The sequence below is a fragment of the Segatella hominis genome (genome assembly GCF_004535825.1).
In the GTDB taxonomy this organism is placed as follows: domain Bacteria; phylum Bacteroidota; class Bacteroidia; order Bacteroidales; family Bacteroidaceae; genus Prevotella; species Prevotella hominis.
In genome coordinates, this window is sequence record NZ_SGVY01000027.1 from 24,118 (window position 1) to 50,698 (window position 26,581).

27 protein-coding genes and 1 pseudogene are annotated in these 26,581 nt (G+C 36.3%); 26 read left to right on the plus strand and 2 right to left on the minus strand.

The window, feature by feature from the left end:
• The first annotated feature begins 3 nt into the window (after positions 1-3).
• The 21 genes from EXN75_RS18660 to EXN75_RS10575 all read left to right on the plus strand — a co-directional run bounded on the left by EXN75_RS18660 (position 4) and on the right by EXN75_RS10575 (position 19,143).
• On the plus strand, positions 4-180 hold the full coding sequence (locus tag EXN75_RS18660; protein ID WP_134843769.1) for a glycosyltransferase: 177 nt from the start codon (positions 4-6) through the stop codon (positions 178-180).
• Between the two features lie 44 nt (positions 181-224).
• Positions 225-860 carry a glycosyltransferase family 8 protein gene (locus tag EXN75_RS10480; RefSeq protein ID WP_134843770.1) on the plus strand — a complete coding sequence of 212 codons (636 nt, stop codon included), beginning with the start codon at positions 225-227 and terminating at the stop codon, positions 858-860.
• 186 nt (positions 861-1,046) lie between these two features.
• Positions 1,047-1,829 carry an acyltransferase family protein gene (locus EXN75_RS10485; protein ID WP_342776607.1) on the plus strand — a complete coding sequence of 261 codons (783 nt, stop codon included), beginning with the start codon at positions 1,047-1,049 and terminating at the stop codon, positions 1,827-1,829.
• Positions 1,830-1,838: 9 nt separating this feature from the next.
• A complete protein-coding gene (locus EXN75_RS10490) occupies positions 1,839-2,702 on the plus strand; it encodes a glycosyltransferase family 32 protein (RefSeq protein WP_134843772.1) in 864 nt (287 codons plus the stop codon).
• A gap of 168 nt (positions 2,703-2,870) precedes the next feature.
• The gene (locus tag EXN75_RS10495) at positions 2,871-3,452 is read left to right on the plus strand and encodes an acyltransferase (RefSeq protein WP_246031371.1); all 582 of its coding nucleotides are present in this window, start codon (positions 2,871-2,873) and stop codon (positions 3,450-3,452) included.
• 5 nt (positions 3,453-3,457) lie between these two features.
• A complete protein-coding gene (locus EXN75_RS10500; protein WP_134843774.1) occupies positions 3,458-4,336 on the plus strand; it encodes a DUF4422 domain-containing protein in 879 nt (292 codons plus the stop codon).
• Positions 4,337-4,346: 10 nt separating this feature from the next.
• Positions 4,347-5,474 (plus strand): UDP-galactopyranose mutase, encoded by a 1,128-nt coding sequence (glf, locus tag EXN75_RS10505; protein WP_134843775.1) that lies wholly within the window; start codon positions 4,347-4,349, stop codon positions 5,472-5,474.
• A gap of 32 nt (positions 5,475-5,506) precedes the next feature.
• Positions 5,507-6,619: a glycosyltransferase family 4 protein gene (locus tag EXN75_RS10510; RefSeq protein WP_134843776.1), complete on the plus strand. Its 1,113-nt coding sequence runs from the start codon at positions 5,507-5,509 to the stop codon at positions 6,617-6,619.
• 6 nt (positions 6,620-6,625) lie between these two features.
• Complete coding sequence (locus EXN75_RS10515; RefSeq protein WP_134843777.1) at positions 6,626-7,501, plus strand: hypothetical protein; 876 nt, start codon at positions 6,626-6,628, stop codon at positions 7,499-7,501.
• Positions 7,498-8,508: a glycosyltransferase family 4 protein gene (locus tag EXN75_RS10520; protein WP_134843778.1), complete on the plus strand. Its 1,011-nt coding sequence runs from the start codon at positions 7,498-7,500 to the stop codon at positions 8,506-8,508. The genes EXN75_RS10515 and EXN75_RS10520 overlap by 4 nt, the downstream gene beginning before the upstream one ends.
• The gene (locus EXN75_RS10525; protein ID WP_134843779.1) at positions 8,493-9,722 is read left to right on the plus strand and encodes a glycosyltransferase family 4 protein; all 1,230 of its coding nucleotides are present in this window, start codon (positions 8,493-8,495) and stop codon (positions 9,720-9,722) included. Before EXN75_RS10520 ends, EXN75_RS10525 begins: the two co-directional genes overlap by 16 nt.
• Positions 9,700-10,656 (plus strand): acyltransferase family protein, encoded by a 957-nt coding sequence (locus tag EXN75_RS10530; RefSeq protein WP_167639497.1) that lies wholly within the window; start codon positions 9,700-9,702, stop codon positions 10,654-10,656. Before EXN75_RS10525 ends, EXN75_RS10530 begins: the two co-directional genes overlap by 23 nt.
• Positions 10,653-11,672 (plus strand): acyltransferase family protein, encoded by a 1,020-nt coding sequence (locus EXN75_RS10535; RefSeq protein WP_134843781.1) that lies wholly within the window; start codon positions 10,653-10,655, stop codon positions 11,670-11,672. Before EXN75_RS10530 ends, EXN75_RS10535 begins: the two co-directional genes overlap by 4 nt.
• A complete protein-coding gene (locus EXN75_RS10540) occupies positions 11,669-12,946 on the plus strand; it encodes a hypothetical protein (RefSeq protein WP_134843782.1) in 1,278 nt (425 codons plus the stop codon). The genes EXN75_RS10535 and EXN75_RS10540 overlap by 4 nt, the downstream gene beginning before the upstream one ends.
• A gap of 4 nt (positions 12,947-12,950) precedes the next feature.
• A complete protein-coding gene (locus EXN75_RS10545) occupies positions 12,951-13,946 on the plus strand; it encodes a glycosyltransferase (RefSeq protein WP_134843783.1) in 996 nt (331 codons plus the stop codon).
• A complete protein-coding gene (locus EXN75_RS10550) occupies positions 13,930-14,718 on the plus strand; it encodes a LicD family protein (protein WP_134843784.1) in 789 nt (262 codons plus the stop codon). The genes EXN75_RS10545 and EXN75_RS10550 overlap by 17 nt, the downstream gene beginning before the upstream one ends.
• Entirely contained in the window at positions 14,715-15,434 is a 720-nt protein-coding gene (locus tag EXN75_RS10555) for a hypothetical protein (RefSeq protein ID WP_134843785.1), read from the plus strand. Before EXN75_RS10550 ends, EXN75_RS10555 begins: the two co-directional genes overlap by 4 nt.
• Positions 15,434-17,017 (plus strand): phosphotransferase, encoded by a 1,584-nt coding sequence (locus tag EXN75_RS10560; RefSeq protein ID WP_134843786.1) that lies wholly within the window; start codon positions 15,434-15,436, stop codon positions 17,015-17,017. Before EXN75_RS10555 ends, EXN75_RS10560 begins: the two co-directional genes overlap by 1 nt.
• Positions 17,017-17,991: a DMT family transporter gene (locus EXN75_RS10565; RefSeq protein ID WP_134843787.1), complete on the plus strand. Its 975-nt coding sequence runs from the start codon at positions 17,017-17,019 to the stop codon at positions 17,989-17,991. The genes EXN75_RS10560 and EXN75_RS10565 overlap by 1 nt, the downstream gene beginning before the upstream one ends.
• Before the next feature lie 7 nt (positions 17,992-17,998).
• Positions 17,999-18,685 carry a sugar phosphate nucleotidyltransferase gene (locus EXN75_RS10570; RefSeq protein WP_134843788.1) on the plus strand — a complete coding sequence of 229 codons (687 nt, stop codon included), beginning with the start codon at positions 17,999-18,001 and terminating at the stop codon, positions 18,683-18,685.
• Positions 18,682-19,143 (plus strand): acyltransferase family protein, encoded by a 462-nt coding sequence (locus tag EXN75_RS10575; RefSeq protein ID WP_134843789.1) that lies wholly within the window; start codon positions 18,682-18,684, stop codon positions 19,141-19,143. Before EXN75_RS10570 ends, EXN75_RS10575 begins: the two co-directional genes overlap by 4 nt.
• A 55-nt stretch (positions 19,144-19,198) precedes the next feature.
• Here EXN75_RS10575 and EXN75_RS10580 read toward each other — a convergent pair whose 3' ends face one another.
• Complete coding sequence (locus EXN75_RS10580) at positions 19,199-19,519, minus strand: hypothetical protein (RefSeq protein WP_134843790.1); 321 nt, start codon at positions 19,517-19,519, stop codon at positions 19,199-19,201.
• A 210-nt stretch (positions 19,520-19,729) separates the two neighbouring features.
• Between EXN75_RS10580 and EXN75_RS10585 the strand changes: the two genes are divergently transcribed.
• From EXN75_RS10585 to EXN75_RS10605, 5 genes are read left to right on the plus strand one after another with little or no spacing between them, the layout of a single operon-like run.
• The gene (locus tag EXN75_RS10585) at positions 19,730-20,824 is read left to right on the plus strand and encodes a glycosyltransferase (protein ID WP_134843791.1); all 1,095 of its coding nucleotides are present in this window, start codon (positions 19,730-19,732) and stop codon (positions 20,822-20,824) included.
• A 13-nt stretch (positions 20,825-20,837) separates the two neighbouring features.
• Positions 20,838-22,118 carry a hypothetical protein gene (locus tag EXN75_RS10590; RefSeq protein ID WP_134843792.1) on the plus strand — a complete coding sequence of 427 codons (1,281 nt, stop codon included), beginning with the start codon at positions 20,838-20,840 and terminating at the stop codon, positions 22,116-22,118.
• Positions 22,076-24,016, plus strand: a complete 1,941-nt coding sequence (locus EXN75_RS10595) for an ATP-dependent nuclease (RefSeq protein WP_246031372.1) — start codon at positions 22,076-22,078, stop codon at positions 24,014-24,016. The genes EXN75_RS10590 and EXN75_RS10595 overlap by 43 nt, the downstream gene beginning before the upstream one ends.
• Before the next feature lie 4 nt (positions 24,017-24,020).
• A complete protein-coding gene (locus EXN75_RS10600) occupies positions 24,021-26,177 on the plus strand; it encodes a UvrD-helicase domain-containing protein (protein ID WP_134843793.1) in 2,157 nt (718 codons plus the stop codon).
• Positions 26,178-26,182: 5 nt separating this feature from the next.
• Positions 26,183-26,482 (plus strand): LbetaH domain-containing protein, encoded by a 300-nt coding sequence (locus EXN75_RS10605; protein WP_187349086.1) that lies wholly within the window; start codon positions 26,183-26,185, stop codon positions 26,480-26,482.
• Here EXN75_RS10605 and EXN75_RS10610 read toward each other — a convergent pair.
• Positions 26,479-26,581: pseudogene (locus EXN75_RS10610) on the minus strand (IS982 family transposase); the annotation flags it as partial. The gene EXN75_RS10605 and the pseudogene EXN75_RS10610 sit on opposite strands and share 4 nt — an antisense overlap.

Sequence of the window (26,581 nt, forward strand, 5' to 3'; positions counted from 1 at the left end):
ATTATGAAACATTTCGCTTTATGTCTTAATGACAAATATGTTCCATACGCTTGCGTAACAATACAGTCTATCTTGATGCATCATAGAAAAGAAAATGTTACTTTTCATCTTGTAACAGATGGCTTTACAGAAAAAAGTACTCAATTGCTTTATCGGTTAGTTGGGGGGGGGAAAATCTGAATATATATCAAGTTACAGATGACACAAAACTTGATGGCTTAAATATGGCATGGAGTAAATTTGGGTGGTATAGGCTATTTCTGCCAGAATATCTTCCTTCCGCTATAGACAAAGTATTGTATTTAGATTGTGATGTCTGTGTAACAGATAAGTTGGATGAACTGTTTGATATGGATATGGAAGAACGAGCAATTGCTGGTGCTATGGATCCAGAGTCTTATTCCAGTTCAGTATATGACCGATTAGGAATAGTTCCAAAGAAAGGATACGTCTGTTCTGGCGTATTGATGCTTAATCTTGATTACTGGAGAAAGTATAATATAGCTGAGCAAGTTTTGGATTATGGCAAAAAATATCCGGAAAAGACATTATTTCCAGACCAGGATGCTATCAATGTGATATGCCAAGATGCCAAAGTCATATTGTCTCCAAAATATTCTCCTTTCCTGCATATAGCCAAATTATTAAATAAAGAAGAGTGGAATGAATATATTTCACATCCAGCAATCATCCATTATGCAGGTTGTGCTCCATGGAAGGGAAATCCTAACAATCATCCATTTCACTATTATTGGTGGAAGGCTTTCAATGCCATGCCGTTTAATTTTTGGAATGTAAGGTATGGCTTTTGGAAATGCCAGATGAAATTCTTAATAAAAAAATGGTTGCATCGTCTATAAAATATGCAGTAGAAAGAATGAAAAAAGAAAGAAACTCAACGGTAGAATTTCTCCGCATATTATCAATGTCTCTCATTGTCTGGTTTCATTTATGTGGCAGAGGGTTAGGGCTTTTTAGCGAGGAAATTCCAAATGGGGGGAACTTGTTGCCTCTCATAGTGATGCAAGCATTAGGAAAAACAGGGGGTGCCTATTTTCATGTTTATTTCCGGCTATTATGGTGTAAGGTTCAAATGGAATAGGCTGAAAGACATTCTTATTCAAGTTGTCTTGTACACAATAGCATTTTATTCTATAGCCTGTTTGTTTCTTCCGATTTTCCAATTCCGTGTCTTTGTTTTGCAAGTGTTTGGAGTGTCGGGTATATGGTTTGTTAATTGTTATATAGTGCTTTATATCTTGTCGGATGGCATAAATGCGGTGCTTGATAAACTAAATTTTAAAGCATTCTCTTTAGTTGTATTGATACTGCTCTATATAGCAGTTGGCAAATGGATAGGAAAAGAGGGTGGTTGTAATTTGTTTACCATGATAGAATATTACATTATTTCAAGATACGTGAGAAAATATGTTGGTAGCTACAAGAGAATTATAAAATGGATGATGATACCGTCTGTTGTGTTGTTTGTGCTACCAATCTATTATGGATATTGTTGTGGATATTATTCTGCAGCCTATCCTTATGTATTTAGCTATTATAATCCATTGCTTATACTTGTGGCTATGTCTATGGTTGTGTCTGCGGATGACTTCAAAACATATAACAAGACAATAAACTATGTGGCAGGTTCTGTCCTTGCTGTATATATGTTACACGAGAATTGCTATACACCAGAAATAGTTGCTCCATTCTTTCATTTTGACAATTTTAGTGCTCTAAACGCAGCTTTTGTTGTATTGACAGTTTTTGCTATGGCTGTTCTTATTGATAAGCTCAGAATAAAATTCTGTTCTTTTTTGATGAAATAAATAATAGATATGATACCAAAAAAAATTCATTATTGTTGGTTCGGTCGAGGACCGATGCCAAAGGTTGTAACATGGTGCATTGAAAGTTGGAAACGAAAGTGTCCTGACTATGAGATAAAGCTCTGGAATGAGGATAATTTCGATGTAAACTCGGTACCATTTATCAAGCAGGCTTATGAACTGAAGAAGTATGCTTTCGTTGCCGACTATGTACGCATGTATGCCCTCTACTATGAGGGTGGTATATATATGGATTCAGACGAGTATGCCCTTCGTAGCTTTGATGATTTGCTCGACAACTGTGTGGTGAGTTGTCATGAGTTTTACCCAGGAATGTTCGCACAGAACCTGTCAAAACTAGACAAAGAGACTTGGTTGCCTGAAGGTGAGGAGAAGTGGATGCAATATAGTGGTTTGGGAATCTGTGCCAATCCTTTATTGGCAGAACCTCATCATCCGTTAATAAAAGATTGTTTGGATTATTACAATACGCATGATTTTATGTATCGTGATAATGATTTCTACAACGACGAGCAAATAGTTGGTGCAGTGTTAACAAGAGCCGCTATGAAATATGGTTATCGGTATAATGCTGGTGTTCAACACTTGGATGAAGGAATTTTGATTTTAGGTCCAGAGCAGTTCATCCTTAATTCTTTGTTCTATTCCTTCACGAAGAGTAGAGTAGTTCACATGGCATTGGGAAGCTGGACAAAAGTAGATAACTCTAAGTTTTTGCGTAAGTTGATGTTGAATCATCCTTCTATAGCATTGATGCATTTGCAATTTAAATGTCTTATGAGGAAAATCAAGCATTTGTTTATGAGTAAGCAAGAGTCTCGATTACGCAATGGTAATTTTTGGAAATTATAAAAATATGTTATGACCATCATATTCATATTATTGGTTTTATATGTTTTTCGCGACTATATTGCGTTCATATTTTTAGCCTTCCCTCTTCGTGTGTTTAATTCTCGAATGCGAATACAGGGAAAACAGGAGATTCAAATAGGTGGGGGGACGAATGAACAAAGTGTTGAGATGCCCAATCTATCCTTTGGTCAAAAGATAAAAAATCAGATTTTTATCTTCTTCATAGGTTATGAGCGTTATCTCATCCACCGCATCAAGATGTTTCCTTCTCATGCAGTGCGCAACTGGGTATATCGTTATATCTATCTTGTAGATAAACATAAGACGAGCGTTATATATTTTGGTTGCGAGATACGTAGTGGAGTAAATCTTCACATTGGCAAGGGAAGCATTATAGGGGATAATTGCATCCTTGACGCAAGGCAAGGAATCTATATAGGAGAGAATGTGAATCTCAGCTCTGAGGTTCATCTATGGACTGAGGCGCATGATGTCAATGATCCTTATTTTCGCAGCATGCCTTGTAACCATGGACCGATTCATATAGGCAACAGAGCATGGTTGGGATCAAATGTCACAGTGCTTGACAATGTCTGCATAGGCGAAGGAGCTGTTGTCTGTTCCGGTGCTGTAGTAACCAAAGACGTAGAACCTTATACCATAGTTGCAGGAATTCCGGCAAGGAAGATCGGTGAGAGAAGCAGAGATTTGAGATATGAATTTACAGGTGGTCACACCTTGTTTTATTGAGAGATATGACAAAAAGTAAAATAATAGTTTGTGCACATAAACAAGATTTTATGGCACAGAATGATGTATATATGCCTTTACAGGTTGGTAAAGCATTATCAAATGTTGATCTTGGAGTTCAAGGCGATGACGAGGGTGATAATATCAGCATAAAAAACCCTAATTATTGTGAACTTACAGGCTTATATTGGGCTTGGAAGAATTTAAGAGATGTTGATTATATCGGACTCGCTCATTATAGAAGATATTTCAATTTGAAAGGGACTTCTGTAAGTGTATATAGCGTTGATGACTTTAAAAATAGTGGAATTCTTGATATAAATCCTGTTGATTGCTTGCATGGGTATGATATAATATTACCAAAGCCAACATATATGAACCAGTCTGTCGCAGATGCATATATTTATGCTCATGTGATAGAGGATTTTTATATCATGAACAGAGTAATATTAAAGCATTATCCTGAATACGAGCAAACAATAAAAGATTTTTTCTTTAGAGATAATCGTTGGATTGCCTTCAATATGTTCTTCACATCAAAAACAATATTCAATGATTATTGTGAATGGCTTTTCCCCATTCTTCATGAAATAGAAAACAATGTCAGGTTGAGTGGATATAAATTTCAAAAGCGCATATTTGGTTTCATGAGCGAGCTGCTCCTTCCGTTGTATTGTATTCACAATAATTTAAGAATCAAATTCATGCCTATATGCATGGTTGGAGATAAGACCGAAAAAACAGAAAAACTTCGAATGGCATTTTTTAAATATCGTAATAATTTCGAGTTTTCTATGATGCGTCCTAAATATAAAAATATAGATTGTTATGGCAAACTGTGTCATGTTGACAGTTATTTAAAAATGGATGGTATAAACATATAAAAGAAAAAATATGGATTTATTAAAATATGACTACCTAATCATCGGCTCTGGACTTTTCGGAGCAACGTTTGCGTATCATGCCAAACAGCAAGGCAAGAAATGTCTTGTTATAGACAAACGCTCACATCTTGGTGGCAATGTTTATTGTGAGAATATAGAAGGCATCAATGTGCATAAGTATGGTGCTCACATCTTCCACACCTCAAATAAAGAAGTGTGGGACTTCGTTAATTCGATAGTTGAATTTAATCGCTATACCAATTGCCCAGTTGCCAATTATAAAGGTAAGCTGTTTAACTTGCCTTTCAATATGAATACGTTCTACCAGATGTGGGGGGTAACCACACCAAAGGACGCAAAGGCTAAGATTAACGAACAGAAGGCTGAAGCTGTTGCAGCTCTTAATGGTCGTGAGCCCCAGAACTTGGAAGAACAGGCTCTTACATTAGTAGGTAAAGACATCTTTGAGAAACTGATAAAAGAGTATACCGAAAAGCAATGGGGTCGCAAATGCACAGATCTTCCTGCCTTTATTATCAAGCGTCTGCCTGTTCGTCTTGTGTTTGACAACAATTACTTCAATGACATGTATCAAGGCATCCCTGTTGGAGGATATAATAAGCTTATTGATGGTTTACTGGAAGGCATAGAATGTATAACAGATATCGACTACTTCAATTCTGAATACAAAGATTGGAGAAGATATGCCGTCAAGTTGGTTTACACTGGTCCTATTGACGAATATTTCAACTTTGTATATGGCAAGCTTGATTGGAGAACCGTAAGCTTCAAAACCCGTGTAGAGGATACAGAAAATTTCCAAGGCAATGCTGTTGTTAACTACACAAGTCATGACGTTCCTTTCACCCGTGTTATAGAGCATAAGCACTTTGAGATGTTTGGTCAAGAGATTTATGATTGTCCCAAAACTGTTGTTTCTGAAGAATATTCCACAGAATATAAAGAAGGCATGGAGCCTTACTATCCTGTTAACAACGATAGAAACGATCTGTTGGCCAATAAGTATCGCAAATTGGCTTCTAAAGAAAAGGATGTAATCTTTGGTGGCAGATTGGCAGAATATAAATACTATGATATGGCTCCTGTTATAGAAAAGGTTATCAAACTATTTGAATAACAGAAACATATAAAGGATGAAGTAATCAAAATATGAACATTCTTTTTATAACAAACACCCTACCTCCTGTTGTAGATGGGGTTGGCGATTACACCCTCAATTTAGCAAAGGAATTTGCTAAACATGGGCATAATGTTAGCATTGTGTGTAAACGCGATGATAGGGGTAAGACTGATTATGAGGACATAAAAGTGTTTCCTGTCGTTGAATTTTGGAACAAATCAGCTGCCGCTCCTGTTATTCGATTGATACAAGAGAAACATATTGATGTTGTATCGTTGCAATATGTTCCACATGGATATGAAAATAGAGGTTTGCCATTCTCTATTGCATACCTTGCCAAAGAGATAAAGAAGATAAACGTGCCATTATATACTTTCTTTCACGAAGTGTGTATTGGAAGAGGAAAATGGTATCAGTTTCACCGTAACATTGGTGCCTTTCTAATGGCCTCTATTGCAAAGCAAATGGCTTTAAATAGCACCTTTGTTGGAACAAGTATAGAGCATTACAAAAAAAGATTGAAAGCCCTAAATATAGAAAATGTTTCTTTAATGCCAATCCCCAGTAATGTTCCTATAATTTATGCCAATGACTCTGATAAGAAAAAATTGAAAGAATCTATCTCAGGCAAGGATGACACCATTATAACCCTGTTTGGCAATAGAGATTTTTCTGTTGTTGTTGATGCCATTAAATCCATTATAAAAAATGGAGCTAAAATAAAAGTGATTGCTTTAGGAAAAGCAAACTCAAGCATTCCTAAAGAAGATTTCATATATTTTACAGGACCAATGGAGATAGATTGTCTGGCTCTATATCTACAAATTACAGACATTCTCATCTTACCAGAAGATTCCTCGTCTGGCTGTTCCTTAAAGAGTGGTTCTTTAGCAGCAGCAATTCAATTTGGTATTCCAACAATCACAACCAAAGGTTTTATGACAGACAATAAGCTGTCTGACTTATTCCTTTTTGCGAGAGAAAATACTGTTAATGAATATATTTCTCTGATTAACAAGCTGATTGGTAATAATGATTTGTCAGATAAATTGAAAAATAGCAGTATGGATTTTGCCAAGCATTTGACATGGGAAGCTGTCTATAATAAATACATGAAGTCATTGTCAATACTGAAATTGTAAAAACTTATGCAAATAAGAAATGTTGTTAAGAACATTTGGCCTATTACCAAATCGGATAATATAAAACCATTTGATACAGATCCAATAATAGACAAGCCGATATATGGAATGTATCATGTGTTTTGTGTGAACAAATGGGTGAACTTGGTAAAAGAACAGTTAGGGGCATGTACGGATTCAGGCTTGCTTCACTTGACCACAAAGCTGTTTATATCCTGTATTTACACAACGGTTGGAGATATTGATAAGTTAAAAGAAACTCTGAGCCAATATGATGTTGATTTTGAGATTGTTATTTCATTGCCATTAAAAGAAAACCAATTTGAGTTTCCAGCATTGGAATATATACATAATCTTGCTCAAAGAGAAGAGTTTTATGTATATTATTTTCACACAAAAGGCGTTTCATATACTGTTCAATCGACAAGCAAATATCCCACCTCAAAGTTTGAACACCTGAAAGGCTGTAGTGAAGCATGGAGTAAGATGATGGAATATTTCATCTTTTACAAACATAATGTGGCTATCAATGTTTTGAAACAATACGATTCTTACGGTTGCAAATACGATGACCCAATAGTTCCACCATATCACTATAAATATTATGCAGGAAACTTTTGGTGGAGCAAATCATCTTACATCAAGACATTGCCAGCTATTTCTGATAAAGAAAAGCTAAACAGATATTGGGCCGAAAACTGGTTGCTTCTTAAAGCAGATAAGATATTTTCAGCCTTTAATACTCCAACAGAATTGTATGCAGTAAAAATCCCCCGATGTGTATATATACATAGGATTAAGAATTTCCAAGATATCTCTAAGTATATTTCATTCTTGGGGGGGCACTACATGTTTGTAATCAGCAAATTATTGAAAAGATGAAAATTTTAATATACACGCCATCTTTTTATCCAAGAGTAGGTGGTCTTGAAACTATCAATTATCTTATAGCTCAAGGGCTGTCAAAATATTTTAATATTACCGTCATTACGCCTGTGCTTGATGAAGACAATGAACATGAATACTCATTTAAAATAATAAGAACAACAAAAACATCATCCTTGATAAAGGAGTATATAAAATGTGACCTTTTTGTTCATTCTGTTCTTTCTTTAAAAGGAGTGTTGCCCGCTCTGCTTTTTCTGAAAAAATGGATTGTTATTCATCATACCTGCTATTTTAGAGTGTGGGATCAAAATGAGACGAAGGTCTCACGTTTGAAAAAAATCTTTTCTCATTTTGCTCACAACATTTGTGTAAGCGATGCTGTTGGAAAGAGTCTGGGATTAAAACGTTATTCTGTTATTCATAACTCCTACGACAACTCTCTTTTTAAAAACTATGGGTCTGAAAATCGAAAAGATTTCGTTTTCGTTGGGCGTTTAGTAACAGAAAAAGGAGTTGACTTTTTAATTAACGCCTATTTGAAATATTTATCTTTATCAGATATTAAACAGAATTTGTTCATCATCGGAGATGGACCAATGAAGAAAGACTGTCAAAAAATTGTTTCAAATAAGAAACTAGAAAATCAAGTAATCTTTAAAGGACAATTAAAAGGAAGGGCTCTTGTTGACGAGCTCAACAAACATAAATGTTTAGTTGTGCCAAGCGTATATAAAGAAGCATTTGGAATAGTAGCTCTTGAAGGTTTGGCAACAGGCTGCCAAGTTATAGGTTCTGATGGAGATGGTATTTCTGAGGCAATAGGCACATGTGGATTATTGTTTAAGAAAGAAGACATTGATAGTCTTACAAAAAGGATGTTAGAAATGGACAATACATCATCCTTAAATCAAGAAAGAGTAAATGAGCATTTAAAAATGTTCACACCAGATTTTATGGTTCAGAAATATGTAGATTACTTTAAATCATGGGAAAGAAAATAATCATATCTCATCCGACGGGGAATGAGAACACTCGCCATGCTGTTCTTGCATTATATAAGAAAGAGATGTTGGAGGCGTTTGTTACCTGTGTAGCTTGTTTGCCTGGAAATATATATGATAAGCTGTCAAAGCTGCCAGGACTTTCTGAATTTAAGAAACGTTCGTTTGACGCATGTTTAGGAAAGTTTATCAAAAGTTATCCGTTTAGAGAACTGCTACGACTTCTTAAAAGGAAGATAAAATTTATACCAACAGTTACTGTAGATGACGTTTATCATCATATAGATAAAAAAGTAAAAGAGTATATTAAAAGACACGATGTAGATGGCGTTTATGCATACGATGATGGAGCTCTTGAAACGTTCCGTTATGCAAAAGAAAAAGGAATAAAATGCTTCTTTGATTTACCGATTGTTCATTGGCGTTGCTATCAGTCTTTACTTGCAGATGAAGCTAAGAAAAATCCTGAATGGGCAGAAACCTTGGGGGTGTTTGGTGACAGCAAAGAGAAGCTAATAAGGAAAGATGAGGAATTAAAATTGGGTGATTGTATATTTGTAGCAAGTTCATTTACAAAAGAGTCAATTTTAAAATACTACCCTCACTCACTGTCATCACCAATAAAAGTTATTCCATACGGTTTTCCAAACGTATATGAAGAGCGAACTTATGAGAACAACAGTAACAGAAAATTGAGGTTTCTTTTTGTTGGCCGATTAAGCCAGAGTAAAGGACTAAGTTATCTGTTTGAGGCTGTCAAGCTTTTTGAAAACGAAATAGAACTTTCTATTATTGGTTTCAATAGTTATCCAAACTGTAAAGTGCTACAATCTAACTTGTCGAAGCATAATTACTTGGGACCGATGCCACATGATAATGTGCTACAAGAAATGAGAAAGGCTGATGTTTTTATATTTCCATCATTATTTGAAGGTTTCGGAATGGTTATAACAGAAGCCATGTCACAGGGAACACCTGTTATTGCGACAAACCGCACATGCGCAGTTGATATCATAAATAATGGAGAAAACGGTTGGGTTGTTGAAGCAGGTTCTGTTGAATCATTGACAAATGCTATTAGAGATGCGATAAGTAAAAGAAACCAACTTGAAAAGATAGGTAAAAACGCAATGGAAACAGCAAGACGACGTCCTTGGTGTTGTTATGAAAACGAAATAAGCGATGCAATTAATGAACAATTCAACACTCTATAATTTGAGTGAAAAGCGTACTGAAATAATGGGAGTGGCCATGCTTATGGTCATTGTGTATCATTTTGCCCTAAATTTCGGCTTTTATCATTCACCCATAATAGTTAGAGGAGATATTGGAGTAGACATTTTCTTTTTTCTTTCTGGCTTTGGATGTGGCTTTTCTGTAAGCAAGCACTCTCCAAAAGACTTTTATGCAAACCGAATTAAGAGAATTGTACCCATATATTTTATTATAGAAATTCTATCCATATTAGGAAATTATGTGTTTTTAGATCAACATGTTGGCGCTATAGACGTTTACCGCCTTTTATGCATTTCGTTTTTTACACATGGCGATTTAAGCGTATGGTATATACATGCCTCCATGTTGTTTTATCTGCTCACACCTTTTATAATGGCAATGATCAACAAACTTGGTTTTAAAACCTTTTATTTTTTGATGCCATGTGTTGTGCTTGCAATATTCTTCAGCACTTATCTACATCATTCCAACATAAACCTGATGCTTTACAGATTTGTGCCATATATTATAGGTCTTTTCTGTGCTCAAGCTGCGCTTGATAGGTCTATTGTCAAAACAAGAAAAATCATTGGGGGGGGTATTTTGTACCTCTTATTAATGTTAGTTTTGCAGATAGCGCTAAAGAAACAAGAACTGTTAATTCATAATCAGTTAAGATATACCATATATCCTTTATTAATGATAGTAATGGTGTATTCTTGTATTAATTATTTGCCTAAAAACAAGTATTTGTTTTGGATTGGTCTTTGTAGCTTGGAATGCTACTTAGCACATCAACCAATAATGAATTATTTATCAAATATCCAAAACAATATATTGTTCTTTGCATGTAGCATAATAGCGATAATTGTTAGCGTAATATTCTTCCACTATATAAACAAAAAAATGTCTATTTTTATCAATCACAAATGAGCAACAAAAGAGATACTACATGGGATGCAATTAAAGGAATAGGTATCATTTTAATGGTAGTTGGCCATAGCGGATGTCCTATATATATTCGAAATTTCATTTATCTGTTTCATATGGGCCTTTTCTTTTATGTAAGCGGAAAATTCTTGAAAGTCAATCGGGGGGGGCAAATAATTGACTTTTTAAAAAGAAAGGTAAAAGGATTATATAAACCATTTGTGACATGGGGTATAATATTTACTATCTTACATAACTTCTTTTATAAATTAGGATGGTATAATGATTTTTATTCCATAGAACAATTGTTCAAAAGCATTGTAAAAGTCTTTGCTTTTAAAGATGTTAGTGAGAATCTTATAGGTCCAATATGGTTCTTGAAAAGTCTTTTCTTTGGTTCTGTATTAACATACATTATTTGTTTGATTCCAAAGAGGAATGTACAATTGTTTGTTGTCGTTCTATTATATGTCGTCAGTTGGTGTTTAGGTGAACATTACTTGCCTTATCTTATAAACCGTGAGATAGGTATAGTCATTGCAATATACTTAGGCTTTTTATTAAAAGATTGGACACCTGTTAGTAACAAATTGCATCTCATCCTATTAATATTCACATTGACTATCTCTGCTTTTTTCGTAAAGATTGATGTCGTAGGATGTAACTGGGGGCCTTTTGCAGCCTTTCCGATATTGACATTTATAGGAGTGGTGTTTATGTTCAACATTGTAGCTTTTATAAAAAACAAATCTGATATTGCTTTTAAGAGCTTATCATATTTAGGCAAACAATCCATATACATATTAATCTTGCATTGGACGGCATTTCATATTTTGAGTAGTATTCTTGTTTCATGTGGTATAGGATGTGCGAGTAGCTTAACAAATACGACTGTCCTGTCTGATTTAAATACAAATATATGGTTCTTGCCATATTCCTTAGTGGGAATATTGATACCATTAATTTATTCTGTTTTAAAAAATAAAATAACAACAATTATAAATAATTACAATTCATGATTTTATCAAAAAAAATACACGATAAGTATGTAAAATGGGTATGGGCATATCTCCTCTTATTCATTTTTGAAGGAGCCTTAAGAAAATGGATTGCTCCAGGTTTGTCGACCCCTCTTTTAATGGTCAGAACTCCAATTGTCATCTATATGTTTTTCATTGCATATAGACATAATTGGATAGATAATCCGTATGCTAAAGGATTGATGGTGTTATCAATAATATGCTTCTTTACAGCATTATTGTTCGGACATCACAATTTGTTTATTGCGGCTTTTGGTTGGCATAACTACTTTCTGCATTTTCCTTTTATCGTTATTGCGGCAAAGATTTTAAACAGAGAAGACGTTATCAAAATGGGGATATGGATATTATATATATCTGTTCCTATGACTCTTTTAATTATAGAACAGTTTTATTCTCCACAAACAGCATGGGTTAATGTAGGAGTTGGTGGAGAAGGAAGTTCTGGATTTGGAGGTGCAATGGGGTATTATAGACCTTCTGGTACTTTTGCTTTTACCAGTGGTTATACGGCTTTTGAATCGTTAGTGTGTGCATTTTTGATTTTCTTCTTTATGGATAATTCGAATCTCCCTAAGCCGTTAAAAATAAAAAAAATATATCTCTATGCTATTGCGTTCTGCTACATTTTGTGTCTACCATATTCGATGTCACGTTCTATGGTTTTCAACACAGTGATTATTTTTACCTTTGTTTTGCTATGCTCTACAAGAAACATGAAATCATTAAAGAAAATAATCATTGCTTCAATAGCTTTGAGCGTGGTTGCTTACGTTGTATTAAAATCAGGATATTTAGGTGATAGCTTGGCTGCTATTTCAGAGCGTTTTGATCAAGCAGATCAAGTTGAGGGCGGCTTTGAAGGAACATTTTGGGATCGATACATAGGTGGATTTTTCAATAGCTTGTTAATGAATGTTCCTGTGTTTGGATATGGACTTGGTATTGGAACAAATGTAGGTGCCAAATTTATAAATGGCGATATGTTTACAATCTTTAACGCTGAGTCTGGTTTCGGTATGACTATTGGTGAAACAGGTTTATTCTTGGGTTTATTCTTTATTTATTTCCGTTTTGCTTGGGCCATAAACTTATTTAAAAATGGTTTGCGCCAAAGAAACAACACATTAGCAGTGTGTTTATTGCCTATCATGTGCCTTACCCTTGCTACAGGTGGTATCGGTGCTGTTCCAATGATGGGTTATCTTGTTTGCGTTTGTTTTTTAGGTAGTGCAGCATTAAAAAAATATTAAAGATATGATAATACATTATTTTAAACCAAATGGTGGACATTCCATAAAAAATGTTTTTATTCCAATAATTAAAAGAATTTCACAAAACAACATGGTCTTAGAAGATGAAATGCCATCTTCTTTTGCAGGAATAAAGGACATCTTAAAAAACGGTCTGTTTGCTCGACGAAAACAATGTACTAAAGAGATCAACCATATCACAGGTGCAGACCATTTTCTTCTTCTATTCCTTGATGGCAAACGAACGGTGGTTACTGTTCATGATATCATGCACTATTTCGATTTGCATGGGATAAAAAAGTTTATGTGGAAGCTGCTTTACATTTATCCTCTAAAACGGGCGGCAAAGGTTGTTTTCATCTCTGAGTTTGCTAAAGAACAAACATTAAAAGAGGTGCATCTAAAAGACTATTGCATAATAGAAAATCCGCTGTTGGGTGGTTTCAAATACACTCCTAAACCTTTTAACCACAACAAGCCTGTCATAATGCACATAGGAACAGTTGACAGAAAGAACCTGTCGAGAAGCATTGTTGCATTGAAGGGCTTAAATTGTCATCTACGGATTATAGGAGAAATATCTGAAAAGAACAGGAAGCTGTTAGAAGAAAACCATATTGACTTTTCTAACGCTGTAAACATCACTAACGATGAAGTACGCAAGGAATATGAAAACTGTGATATCGTGAATTTTCCTTCTACGTTTGAAGGGTTTGGCATGCCTATAATAGAAGGTCAAAAGGTAGGACGCATCGTGTTGACATCTAACATTTTACCAATGAAAGACGTGGCGGCTGATGGTGCTGTTTTGGTAGATCCGTTTGATGTGGACAGCATAAGAGATGGTTATATGAAGATTTTTAACATGTCTGAGACAGAACGCCAAGAATTGATTGACAGAGGACAGAAAAACTGTGAGCGTTTCGATGCTGAGGAAATAGCTAAGAAATATATGAATGTTTATAAAGAAATAAGACAAAATAATGAAGAAAGAAATTAATGTTGAAGAACTGAAACAAATTCAATTGGATATATTGAAATTTGTGGACAAGTTTTGCAAGGAGAACAATCTGAAATATTATCTTGCATACGGAACATTGTTAGGTGCTGTACGTCATAAAGGTTATATTCCTTGGGATGATGATATTGATATCATTATGTTTAGAGAGGATTATGAGAAATTTGTAACTTCTTTCAAAGATACAAACTACAAGGTGTTTGCTACAGAGGTTAACTCAAAATACCCATACCCTTTCGCTAAAGTGGGTGACACGAGAACCTACTTTGAAGAGGAGATAAAAGACGTTATCGACACTGGCGTAAATATCGACATCTTCCCTTTAGACTTTTTGCCCGAAGAGAAGGTAGAGAAAATATGCAAGAGAAGGGATCTTCTGCAAAAAATATGGATGATCAAACGTCTTCCTCGCTTAAAGCGTAGAGGGTTCTTGAAGAATTTTTTGTTAGCCATATCTCAGTGCTTGTTGGCACCAATCTCCGTTCATTATATAGTAAAGAAATTGGAAGATAATGCTAAGAAATGGAACCTGAAAGATTCTTCTATTTGTGGCAATATAGCCTACGGTTACGATCCTGATGTCTATCCATCTGGTGATTTTAAAAAGCAGATAGAGCTAAAATTTGAAGACACAAGCTTCCCTTGTCCTATAGATTATGATAATGTTTTGAAGGTTATGTATGGTGATTATATGAAATTGCCTCCTGTAGAAAAACAAGTTAGTCATCATCATTTTATAGCTTATTGGAAATGAAAAAATTAGTTATAATAGCCTTTCTAACAGGCTTATGTTCTTGCTTGTTTGCAAATGATAGTACAAAGGTTGCTTCTCCTTTCTCAGCGTCTTTGGAGTTAAGTACCAAGTACATGTGGAGAGGTATAGAATACGGTACTGCTCCTACGGTATTCCCGATGATCGGCTATGGCTACAAGGGGTTTAATGCCTTTGCTATGGGTGCTTATGCTATCAACGGCAGCCATCAGGAGGTGGATTTAGGTGTTTCTTATACCGTAAGTGAATTTACCATTGGCGTGTCTGATTACTATTATCCTTCTTCAGTAGGTGAGAAGGATGAATACTTCAAGTTGAGTAATCGTAGTACCGGGCATTGGGTAGAAGCATGCGCTACGTGGAATGGGACAAAGATTCCTCTGTGGATCACGGTTTCTACTTATATCTTCGGTGCTGATAAGAATGAAGAAGGAAAGCAGATGTATTCCTCATACGCAGAAGTAGGGTACACCTATTCCTTCAATGACAACAACAGCATGGCACTCTGCATCGGTGCCAACCTAAATAAGAGTTTTTATACTGACTACCAAAGTGGATTTAATGTAGTAAATATCAATGCTAAGTATAATACGGCATTCAAGTTTGGAAATTATAAATTGCCTGTAAGTGCCAGCTACATCCTTAATCCCTACAAGAATAAGTCATATTTCACCATGTCACTCTATTTCGGAATCTAATGAAAACAGCCGTAATTTTATCTGCAAGACAAGATAAGGATACATCTGTTCCTTATCCATTGAAAGCTTATCATGATAACGTGTGTTTGATGGACAGAACCATTGAAGCGTTGACAGCCCTCGACTATACCAACATCTATCTCATAGTAGGGGGGCAAGCTCCTTTATATCAGAAGTATGCTTCGGATCATGTTCATCTCGTTTTGAATCCTGATTATAAGTTTACTTCCTCCATGGGCTCCTTAGCTTGTGCTGCTCCTTATATCCAGAATGATTTCCTGCTGGTAGAGGGTGATACCTTCTATGAATATAAGGTGCTGAAAGCTTTGTCGGAGACCGATAATGAAAACTGCTTTGCCATCACTGAAGAGTCGGGTAGCGGAGATGAAGCCTTTGTTGAAACCAAGAAGGGATATATCACAAAGGTAAGCAAGGACCGTCATCAGATTTGTAACTTCGAGGGTGAACTTTTAGGTATTGCAAAAATATCTAAGCCTACCTTCGACAGGATGATGTTGAAATGGAAGCACAGCAATAATCCTTATCTCAATTATGAATATCTGTTGCTGGATTCAACGGATGTATTGGAACGTCCTTATATCCGATTTACCAATCTGATTTGGGGTGATGTGGATTGTGAGGATGATTTCAATAAGCTTTGCAATTACATCTATCCAAAGTTAAGAAGAAAGGAAAATCCTTTTGACTATGATAATCTTGTGGCCTATCTCAGTGAAATTTTCCCTCATGACCAGATCAGAAATGAGGTGAAGATTACACAAATTGGAGGTATGTCCAACAAGAACTTCAAGGTGGTAAAAGGTATTCATGAGTATGTTCTTCGTGTGCCAGGTAATGGTTCTGAAGGTATGGTGGTGCGCAGTAATGAGGAACAGAATTCCATGCAGGCGTGCAAGATGGGTATCAATCCTCCAGTCAGATACTTCAATGCAACTACTGGTATCAAGTTGGCTGATTATGTGAAGAATGCCGAAACACTGAATGGTGCTACTATCCAGCGTCCTTCCAATATGCAGAAGATAGCTACTATCTTTAAAACCCTTCATCACTCACACGTCCGTTTTGGCAATGAGTTTAATGTATTCAAGGAAATTCTCAACTATGAGAATCTCCTGAAAATGACAGACGGAAAGATGTATGATGGTTATGAACCTGTCAGGGAAAAGGTATTTAAATTGGAAGATTACCTCAACCAGTTGGGCGTTTCTATCAAACCGTGTCATGATGACCTTGTGGCAGAGAACTTCCTGAAGGCTGAGGATGGTACCATCTATCTCATCGACTGGGAGTACTCGGGCATGAATGACCCTATGTGGGATATTGCAGCCTTGTTCCTGGAAAATAACTTTACCGATGAGAATCAAGATTATTTCCTCAACCATTACTTTGAAGGTAAGGAACCAGAAAATGCAAGAAGAAAAATTTTGGTTTACCAAATACTGATGGACTATCTTTGGGCCGTATGGACGGTTATCAAGGAAGCACAGGGGGATGACTTTGGTACATACGGAAGAGATAGATATAATCGAGCAATAGAAAACTTAAAGAAAATAGAATTATAATGAAAGCAAACACATCTGCGCTGATGCGCAAAGGTTATTCTACGGGAGTTCTCTCTGGTATGACATGGGGCTTGGACACGGTTTTGATTGGTGTGGCTATGGCAATGGCTCCTTTTGTAGAAAACCCGGTTCTTCTGATTGGTGGAACTTTTATCTGCAGTATGCTCCATGATGCCTTTGCAGCTTTATGGATGTTGATCATCATGGGATGTAAAGGCCGACTGAAAGAACTGTGGCCAGCATTTAAATCAAAAGACGGATTGTTCTGTGCTTTGGGAGCTTTGTTTGGCGGCCCTCTCGCCATGACGTTCTATATGTTGGCAATTGCCAAGGGTGGTGCTGCCTTGACCGCTACGGTGACGGCTTGTTACCCTCTTTTAGGTTCGGCTATGGCGATGGTTATACTGAAAGAGAAAGTGCGTATTCGCGGGTGGCTCGGATTGCTGATATGTATCTTGGGCATTATCTACATTGGTTATACACCTGCTGGTGATACCGATGTCAACATTGTCGGGGGCATTATGCTGGCGGCCCTCGCTGCCATTGGCTGGGCTACAGAAGGTGTGGTCTGCGGCTATGGCATGAAGGCGGGCAATGTGGATCCTCAGATGGCTTTGCTTATCCGAGAGTTGACTTCTGGTATTGTCTATATCTTATTGGTAGCACCTATCATGGTGGGTGGATACGGAAATTTAGTGACGGGTACAAGTGCTGTGTTCTCTGATACCGCTTGCTGGCTGACTCTGTTCTTTACAGCACTGATAGGTATGATTTCATTCTTCTGCTGGTACACAGCCATTGACCTGATAGGTGCAGCCAAGGCTCTCTGCCTAAATGTAACCTATTCGTTCTGGGCTGTGGTGTTTACCTTCATCATAGTAGGCAGTACATTATCTGTGAATATTATCGTTGGTTCCATCTTAGTGGTTGCAGGTGTAGCTGTGGCTACTTTGGTATCTCGAAAGAAAAAATAATCTGAATATGAATGCAATTATATTGGCTGCAGGCATGGGAACACGCCTGCGCCCTTTAACAAACGACCGTCCGAAGTGTCTGGTGGCGGTGAATGGTGTTCCGATGGTGGAACGACAGGTCCTGTTCTTGAAAGAAAAGGGCATTGATGACATCACTCTGATTTCAGGTTATAAAGCAGAAGCTTTGGATTTTCTGAAAGACAAGTATGGTGTTGACATTGTCTTTAATGACAGATACGACACTTGCAACAACATCAATTCTCTCTATATTGTGAAAGAACGTTTCCATGGCACCTACGTCTTGGAGGGTGATGTGTTTATGGATAAAAACGTTCTCCTTTCGGACGTCTCCCAATCAACATATTTCGCGCGTAAAAAGAAATATGACAATGAATGGGGGTTGGAAGTGGATGAAAGCAACCGACTTGTGAAAATCAACATCGGTGCTGGCGACGGCTTTCTGATGAGCGGCATTTCATATTGGAAAAAAGAGGATTGCCAGAAAATTATTTCTCACATGGAGGATGTGTATGCAACCAAGGATTATACCAATCTTTATTGGGACAACATGGTGCTTGATATTTACCCGACGTTGGACATTCATGTGAGAGAAATAGAGGGTATCTATGAGATTGATACACCAGAAGAATTAAAGGAAGTAGAAAATAGATTGAACTACATGACGAAAAAATGAATCTGACAAATCTTTCTAAATATCGTTCGGAGTTGATGGGGTTTGCAATGTTGATGGTAGTGTTTCATCATTTGCCATTTGAAATTAATAATCCGATCTTCCATTATGTGAAACAAAATGCAGGTTTTGGAGTTGACATTTTTCTGTTATTGAGTGGTATTGGTTTGTATTACTCTATATCTAAGGAAAATACCACATTGTTGGATTATTACTTGCATAGAGCCATACGAATATTTCCAATTTATGCCTTAGTGATTCTTGCAGTATCGATAATTAAAGGAAATTTTAATCTAGTAGCATACTTATTAAAGGTTTCTACTATAGGATGGTGGACGACTGGGGAATGTTATGATTGGTTTATTCCCACTATCGTAATGCTGTATGCAATATTTCCTGTTTCCTACCACTTTATTCTTAGACAAAATGAAATGAAAGCGGGTATGTGGGGGGGTATTTAAGTGTTGCTATTATTTACTTGATTATAATTGTATTCGTTCCGTATAATAGTGATTTTCAAATGTTGCTGCGCTTCCCGGTGTTCTTTCTTGGAACCGTGTTTGGCAAGTTAATTAAAGAGCAACCAGCCATGTGTTCAAATAGATTTTTCACCTTTATATTATTAATCATGTTTGTTTTTGGTCTTTCGCTATCCATATATGCGTTTATATTTTGCAATGCACCATGTGGCTTCACTGAAATTCCAGAAATAAAAAAAACAGGATGGCTCTTTGTGCCATATGTTTTTATGGTGCCATTTTTCTGCCTTTCATTGTGCTCTGTTTTTTGTTTAAAAACTACTTCATTGATGTGCAGACTATTGAAAAATGTAGGCATAATGAGTATTGAAGTCTATTTACTCCATAGTCAATTCATAAATTTAACGAGATATTGGACTAATGAATATGGTTGGAGTAAACCTTTGGTTGGGGGAGTAATGGTTATATTATGTTTTATAGTATCGTGGTATGTTCATAAACTAAATAACTGGATTACAAACATGATAAGAGGCGCTATTTGAAATCGTATAAATAAAACGTAGAAATTATGAAGATAATTCATTATATTCCGAGTATCGACCGGACATGGGGTGGTACTTCTACTTATATGCAGGTGCTGGCAAAGCCATTGGGCGAACTGGCTGAAGTGCATATCCTGACTCATACATCTGATAATCCATTGCCTATGGAGAACTGCAAGGTGCATGATATTCCTCGTTTTCGTCCGTTCTCTGGCACTTGGAAGAAAACGGTTGTCGGCTTGCTGAATAGCATTAAACCTGATGTCGTGCATATCAACTGTTGCTGGACTCCTGACTGTGCTATGATTCAACGTTTGGCGCAGAAACGGGGGTATAAGGTGGTGCTGACTCCGCATGGTATGCTGGAACCTTGGATTATTCAAAGGCATTACTGGACTCGCAAGGTTCCAGCATTATGGCTCTACCAAAGAGCTGCGGTGCAAAAGGCCGACTGCATTCAAGCTACGGCTGAAAGTGAGCAAGATAATCTCTTGAAGTTAGGTTATAACTCTAATATCAAGGTGGTAAAACTCGGTATTGATGCTGACGGCATTGAAATGAAGAAGTCTTGGAAGAAGACTCGCCAGATATTATTCCTTTCTCGTGTGCATGTTAAGAAGGGTATCAACTTCCTCATTGAGGCTGCTGCTGAACTTCGCTCTGAATTGCAGGGCTATAAGATTATAGTAGCAGGTGAGGGTGATGCAGCCTATGTCGCGGAGATGAAACAGATGATTTCTGATCGTGGTCTGCAGGACATCGTGCAGCTTATCGGTGGTGTGTATGGTGATGAGAAATGGCGTCTGTTCCAGACTTCCGATTTCTTTGTATTGCCTACTCATTCTGAGAATTTCGGCCTTGCCATTGCTGAGAGCCTTGCTTCTGGTACTCCTGTCATTACCACTGTGGGTACTCCATGGAATGATCTCAACTCATCCCATGCTGGTGCGTGGATAGAAATAGGTACTCAGCCATTAGTAGAAACATTGAGAAGATTTCTCTTATTTTCTGATGAGGAATTGGAAACTATGGGTCGTAATGGCCGGAAACTCATTGAAACCAAATACTCGGCTAAGGTTATGGCAGAGGAAATGATGGAAGTGTATCAATCAATAGTTTAATTTTTTTTTAGCTATGAACAAACTTAATACAACACTGGGTAGTTATATGCCAGCTTTCTTTCGGATGGGAGTTTCATTTCCTTTTTCTTCAGAGAATTTGAAAGCGCCTTTTGACGAGAAGTGGATTTCTATTTTCACGCATAAGTATATTCATTTCCTACAGGATATATCTACTTATGTGGGATTAAATAACGCTTATGTTTATAGTGAGCATGTTCATGGATTGGTAAATTGTATATATCAGCACCCTAAAGGGAATCTGTCTGTTCCTGTATCTATGCCTCGTAATTATGCAAATGTAGAACTAAACCAATTTGTCAATACTGAAGGTTGGGGTACATTGGGGGAGATGAATGAGTTTTTCTTAGTTAAGATTGAGAAGAAGCAGAAGAAAGTTCCTTTCCAAAATGATTTGGTAAAGGAACTGACCAATGTCATTTTAAAGTCCGCAAAAGGAGATAAGGTGGTATTTGGTTCCAGAGCTATTATGGAGAGTATGGCTTATATGATGGAGAGAATGATAACACGTGGAAGTGTGCCAGCACCAGATTATCCATATAATGCAGCAGAAATGGTAGTGGATAATATTTATCCAGAATTTGGAAAGGATAAATTGAACATTATAGCCTTATGTGACGCATGTATGCAGTTCTCTGAACCAGGCAAAATTTTTGTTCAGACTTTGGAAGTATTTAAATCACTGAAGTTTATACCGGATAATGCAAATCAAGTGATAGACCATTTCTATTCTACTCCTTGTATTCAAATAGGTAAATCTGTTAGTATGGCTCAAGGATTAATATCTATGGGTATGATAGTTGGGAATAGGTTGAAGCTTTATTTAAAGGGGAAAGATTTTAAGCCTTTTCATAATGTGATTCACAAGTTACTTGGCTTTGGTATGAATGAACGAATCAAGAATCGCTATTTTATGCTTGATATTGTTCGTAAAGGTTATGTGTTGGATAATCCTCTTATGAAAAGGTATATTGCGTCTGTTGATACACCAATTATCAAAGATTGTAATGATGAATATTGGTTAGTTCCGCCATTTGGAAAATCTTTGGCAGATTATTGGATTGATTACTTTCCTGCTATGGGAGAAGTTTATAAATGTCTGGCAATGGGGCATACTATATGTGATATGATTCCTTGGTGTGAAAAATCTCCCAAAGTAAATGTAGATGAGCGTTGCTACATGGAACCTTGGAGCCGTGTAAAGGATACTTACTTGTGCCCTTATGCTATGTTTTGGAAGAACTGGAATCTGGAGGGATATATACCAACAGAATAATAATTTTTGCTATGTATTTATCAAAATTACGTATTTGGAATTTCCGCCGTTTTTCTATGGTTGGAGAATCTTTTGAATCAGCACTACCAGGTGTAGAAGTATGCTTTAAAGATGGGCTTAATGTATTGGTTGGTGAAAATGATACTGGTAAAACAGCCATCGTTGATGCCATCAGATATGTTCTTCGTACACAAAGTGCAGAGTATTTTACCTTGGATGAAAAAGATTTTTTTAAGTCCAGCGAGGCAGGCTCCAAGCGAACGACAGAACTGAAGATAGAATGTGAATTTGAAAATCTATCAGAAGCGGAAGCTGGTACTTTTTTGGAGTGGTGTGATTATCGTAGAGATACACACAAACAATATCTTCAGGTTCGTTTGTATGCAAAGAGAGTTGATGGCCGTATCATTCAACGGTTTGGAGTTGGTGAAAATGCTTCTTATCAAATGGATTGGGAGGCAAGAGAGAAACTTCAGGTAGTTTATCTGAAACCATTACGTGATGCATTGACCGACATGACTCATGGGTACAAATCTAGGTTGGCTCAAATATTGAGTGCTTTGCCTGCTTTTCGAGTCAATAAAAAAGGCGGCGATAGACATAAGCTAGAAGAGGATTACGAAAGGTTGAAAGCTGAAGTAGATAGTTATTTCTCTAAAACTACAGAAGATGGTGCAAGCATATTGAAGGATTTGAATGAAATTCTGACTGGGCATTTCTTGAGAGAAGGGGAAAATCGTCAAGCAAATATACAATTGACAGGAAGTGAGCTACCTGAAATTCTACGCCAGCTAGACTTGGTATTGGAAGCAAATAAGTCTGGTCTCGGTTCTTTGAATTTATTGTGTATTGCTGCTGAATTGCTGCTATATAAAGAGCATCAACATCATGGTTTGAAACTAACTCTTATTGAGGAGTTGGAAGCTCATCTGCATCCTCAGTACCAGTTGAGTCTCATCAACTATATTAAAGAGCAAACGGGTATGGGGCAGTTTATATTGACTACGCATAGTACCGTTTTAGGCTCAACGATTCCTCTGGATAAGCTAATTGTTGTAAAGGACAATTATGTATTCCCGATGGGGAGTGAGCATACAAAGCTTTCTTTTTCTTCTTATCAGTTTCTTGAGAGATTTATGGAGGCAACCCGAGCGAATTTGTTCTTTGCAAAGGGTGTAATCATTGTTGAAGGTGATGCTGAGAATCTTTTAATACCTACCATCGCTGAAATTATTGGGAGGCCCTTGCATAGATATGGAGTCTCTATCGTAAATGTAGGAAGTACTGCTTTCAAACGTTATGCTGATATATTCAAACGAAAGGACGGTTCTGATTTTGGTGTGCCTGTTTCTATTATATCAGATTTGGATGTAAGGGCTTTGGAGTACTATACAACAAAAGGTAAAGATTATCCAGATGAAATAGCTGATGCAAGTGATTTGGAAAAAGTTAGAGCCGATAAAAAGAAAGCGATTGAAGATGCAAATAATGAAGGGAAAATCCATATCTATTTGCCTAATCAGTGGACTTTGGAGTATGAAATAGCTTGTAGTAAACTTCAAAAGTATTTATTCTGTGCAATTTATGTTGCAGAACATGAAGGGAATAAGACTTTTCAATATGAGGAAGCTTTGTCTGAGGCTGATAAAGAGTGGGCAAAACAGTATGGGGGAAAAACAAAAGAGGATGCCAAGCAAAGAGCTTACGATATCTTTTCTAAATTAAATGATAAAAAAGCTTCAAAAGCTGCTACGGCACAATATCTTGCAGATTTGCTAAGTAAGCAGCATCAGAAAGAGATAGGAGACAATTCTGAAAATACAATAAAATATATATTGGAGCATGAACCGTATCTACAATATATTATAGATGCTATAAAACATGTGACAAAAAAATAGGGTTATGAGTGAATTTGCAAATGAAGATAGCTTGCGGAAAGTATTCAAACTTCTAACTGGGAAGGATGGTATCTTTGATGAGGATAAGCAGAAGGTTATAAATTGTACAGAATCTGCACATATTCAAGCTTGTCCGGGTAGTGGTAAAACGACTACATTGTTAGCCAAGCTGGTTCTGTTGGCAGAACAGATGCCTCTTAAAAACGGAAAGGGTATCTGTGTGTTAACATATACTAATGTGGCTATTGATGAAATCAAGTCAAAACTAGGACATAAAGCTGATATACTTTTCTCATATCCTAATTTTTTCGGTACAATTCAATCTTTTGTGGATGATTTTTTTGCAAGTGCAGCATTGCAATATTATTATGGCTCCCGAATCTCTTTGATTGATGATGAAAAGGCAAATGATGAATTATTAAAAGCTTATAGGGCAAAAGGATATTGTCAATTAGATAGATTTCTCTATGGGTATAATTATGGTTCTCAATCTATTTTGACTCAAGAAGAAATAGATAGCTGTGGAGGTGTTGACTATTTATTAAGTATCAAAGCCATAAAAAAGGACGGAAGAAAGAATAAATATCAGTTCCTTTGGAAAAAGAAGGAAGTTCTTAATCATAAAACTTCTCTTCGGAGCGAAGTTATACCAAAGCTTTTAAATATTGCAAAGCGAATCTCTCACTCTCTCAATAAAAAGAATGCAGAAGATTATGTCAAGTTTATAGTATCTTCGAAAGTTGACTTTCTCAATGAGCATTTGATAACTGAAATTCTGAAATTCAAATCATTTCAATCACCTACAGTTCAGGAATTTGTTGATGTTAAGAGACAACAATTAAAAAAAGGTAATCTAAAGTTCTTTGATTCGTTTAATCTCGCTTTACGATTAATCTCTGAATTTCCAGATATAAAGAATGAATTGTCTGAACGTTTTGAATATCTGTTTGTTGATGAAATGCAAGATACAGGTGAGACAGAAATGGCATTTCTTAAAAGTGCTTTTGATAAATCTAAAATCAAAATTCAATATTTTGGGGATGTAGATCAATCGATTTTTCAAGATGGTACGAATGAAGAATGTATTTGGAAACCTACTGCACCTTTATTAATAAGAACAAGTAAACGATTTGGAGAAGAAATAGCAAAAGTAATTAATCCTTTTAGATTGAATAATTCCTGTTCGATAAAAGGAAATGAAAATATAAATTCGATAAAGCCGGTTATGCTTGTGTATGATGATCCATTAAAAGTCTTGCCATCTTTTGCCTATTTGTTGGAGAATACCATGATAGATGTTGGTGGAGAAAACTATTCAATAAAAGATTATTCATTGAAGTTGAGAAATAAAGATTCTTTGCATAGGATAAATATTAAAGCTGTAGGTTGGTCTGGTTCGGATAAGAATGATGGAAAAATTAAGATTCAGTCTTATTTTCCAGAATATTATAGAAAGAAAAAAGATGTGGTTGAAAAATCTTGTACGTTAGAAGATATTTTGTCTAAAAGAATAAATACCTATCAAGATGCCATAAAAATACTTTATGAAGTCTTTTTAGAGTTTATGCGTTTTGCTCATATTAAGGGAGAGGATAATCGGTATTTTACCAGAAATTCTTTGTTAGATGAATTAGAAAAGCATGAAGGGGCTATTGATGGTTTTAAAAATACTCTTTCTAAATGTGCATCTTATCTAATAGAAAAGAAATTTATAAACTGTGAAAATACAATTAATAAATATCTAAAAAAAGAATTTCTGAAAGTTTTCGAATATAATCAAACTCTTGTGTCATTTTTTTGTAAGCACAAAGAATCTTCTGGTACTTCAGGAAAGAAAGATATTTCTGATATCAACATTTATCATGATTCTGGTATTGATATAGAAGTTGGTACTGTTCATTCTGTCAAGGGAGAAACTCACGTTGCGACGTTATATATGGAGACTTTTTATCAGACTGGTTGTGAAGGTAAAATGTTGTGGAATCAATTTTTAGGGATGCCTTATCAAAGGAGAAAATCTGATTCCGTTGTTAGGAAAGCTTTGAAAATGGCTTATGTTGCGATGAGTCGTCCTCGTTATTTCTTGTGTGTTGCAATTGCAAAAGAGCACTATCAAGAAAGTGATGAAATAAATAATATTTGGGATGTAATTACTGTATAAACATTATGGTTGATGTGAAATTAGCAGCTTTTGATGGCTCTGGCTTTGATAAAGGTGCTGGATTTATAAAGGCTACCTTATGGTATTTTGTGAACGCTCTGATAGTTAGGGCTTCATGGAATCCATTTATGGGTATCAAGATTGCTATGCTTCGTTTGTTCGGAGCAAAGATTGGTAAAGGTCTGGTGATTAAAAACGAGGTAAGAATCAAATCACCTTGGAATTTGGTTGTTGGTGATGAATGCTGGTTAGGAGAGAACTGCTGGATAGACAATTTAGATAAAGTTACCCGTTGGCGGAATTAATTTAGCGCATACTTAACCCTGCCAACCGGTCTGTTGTTTACATAATTAATATATTGCAAGACTGTAAATGCGCTGATTTTCCCGATGATTCGGGTAAAC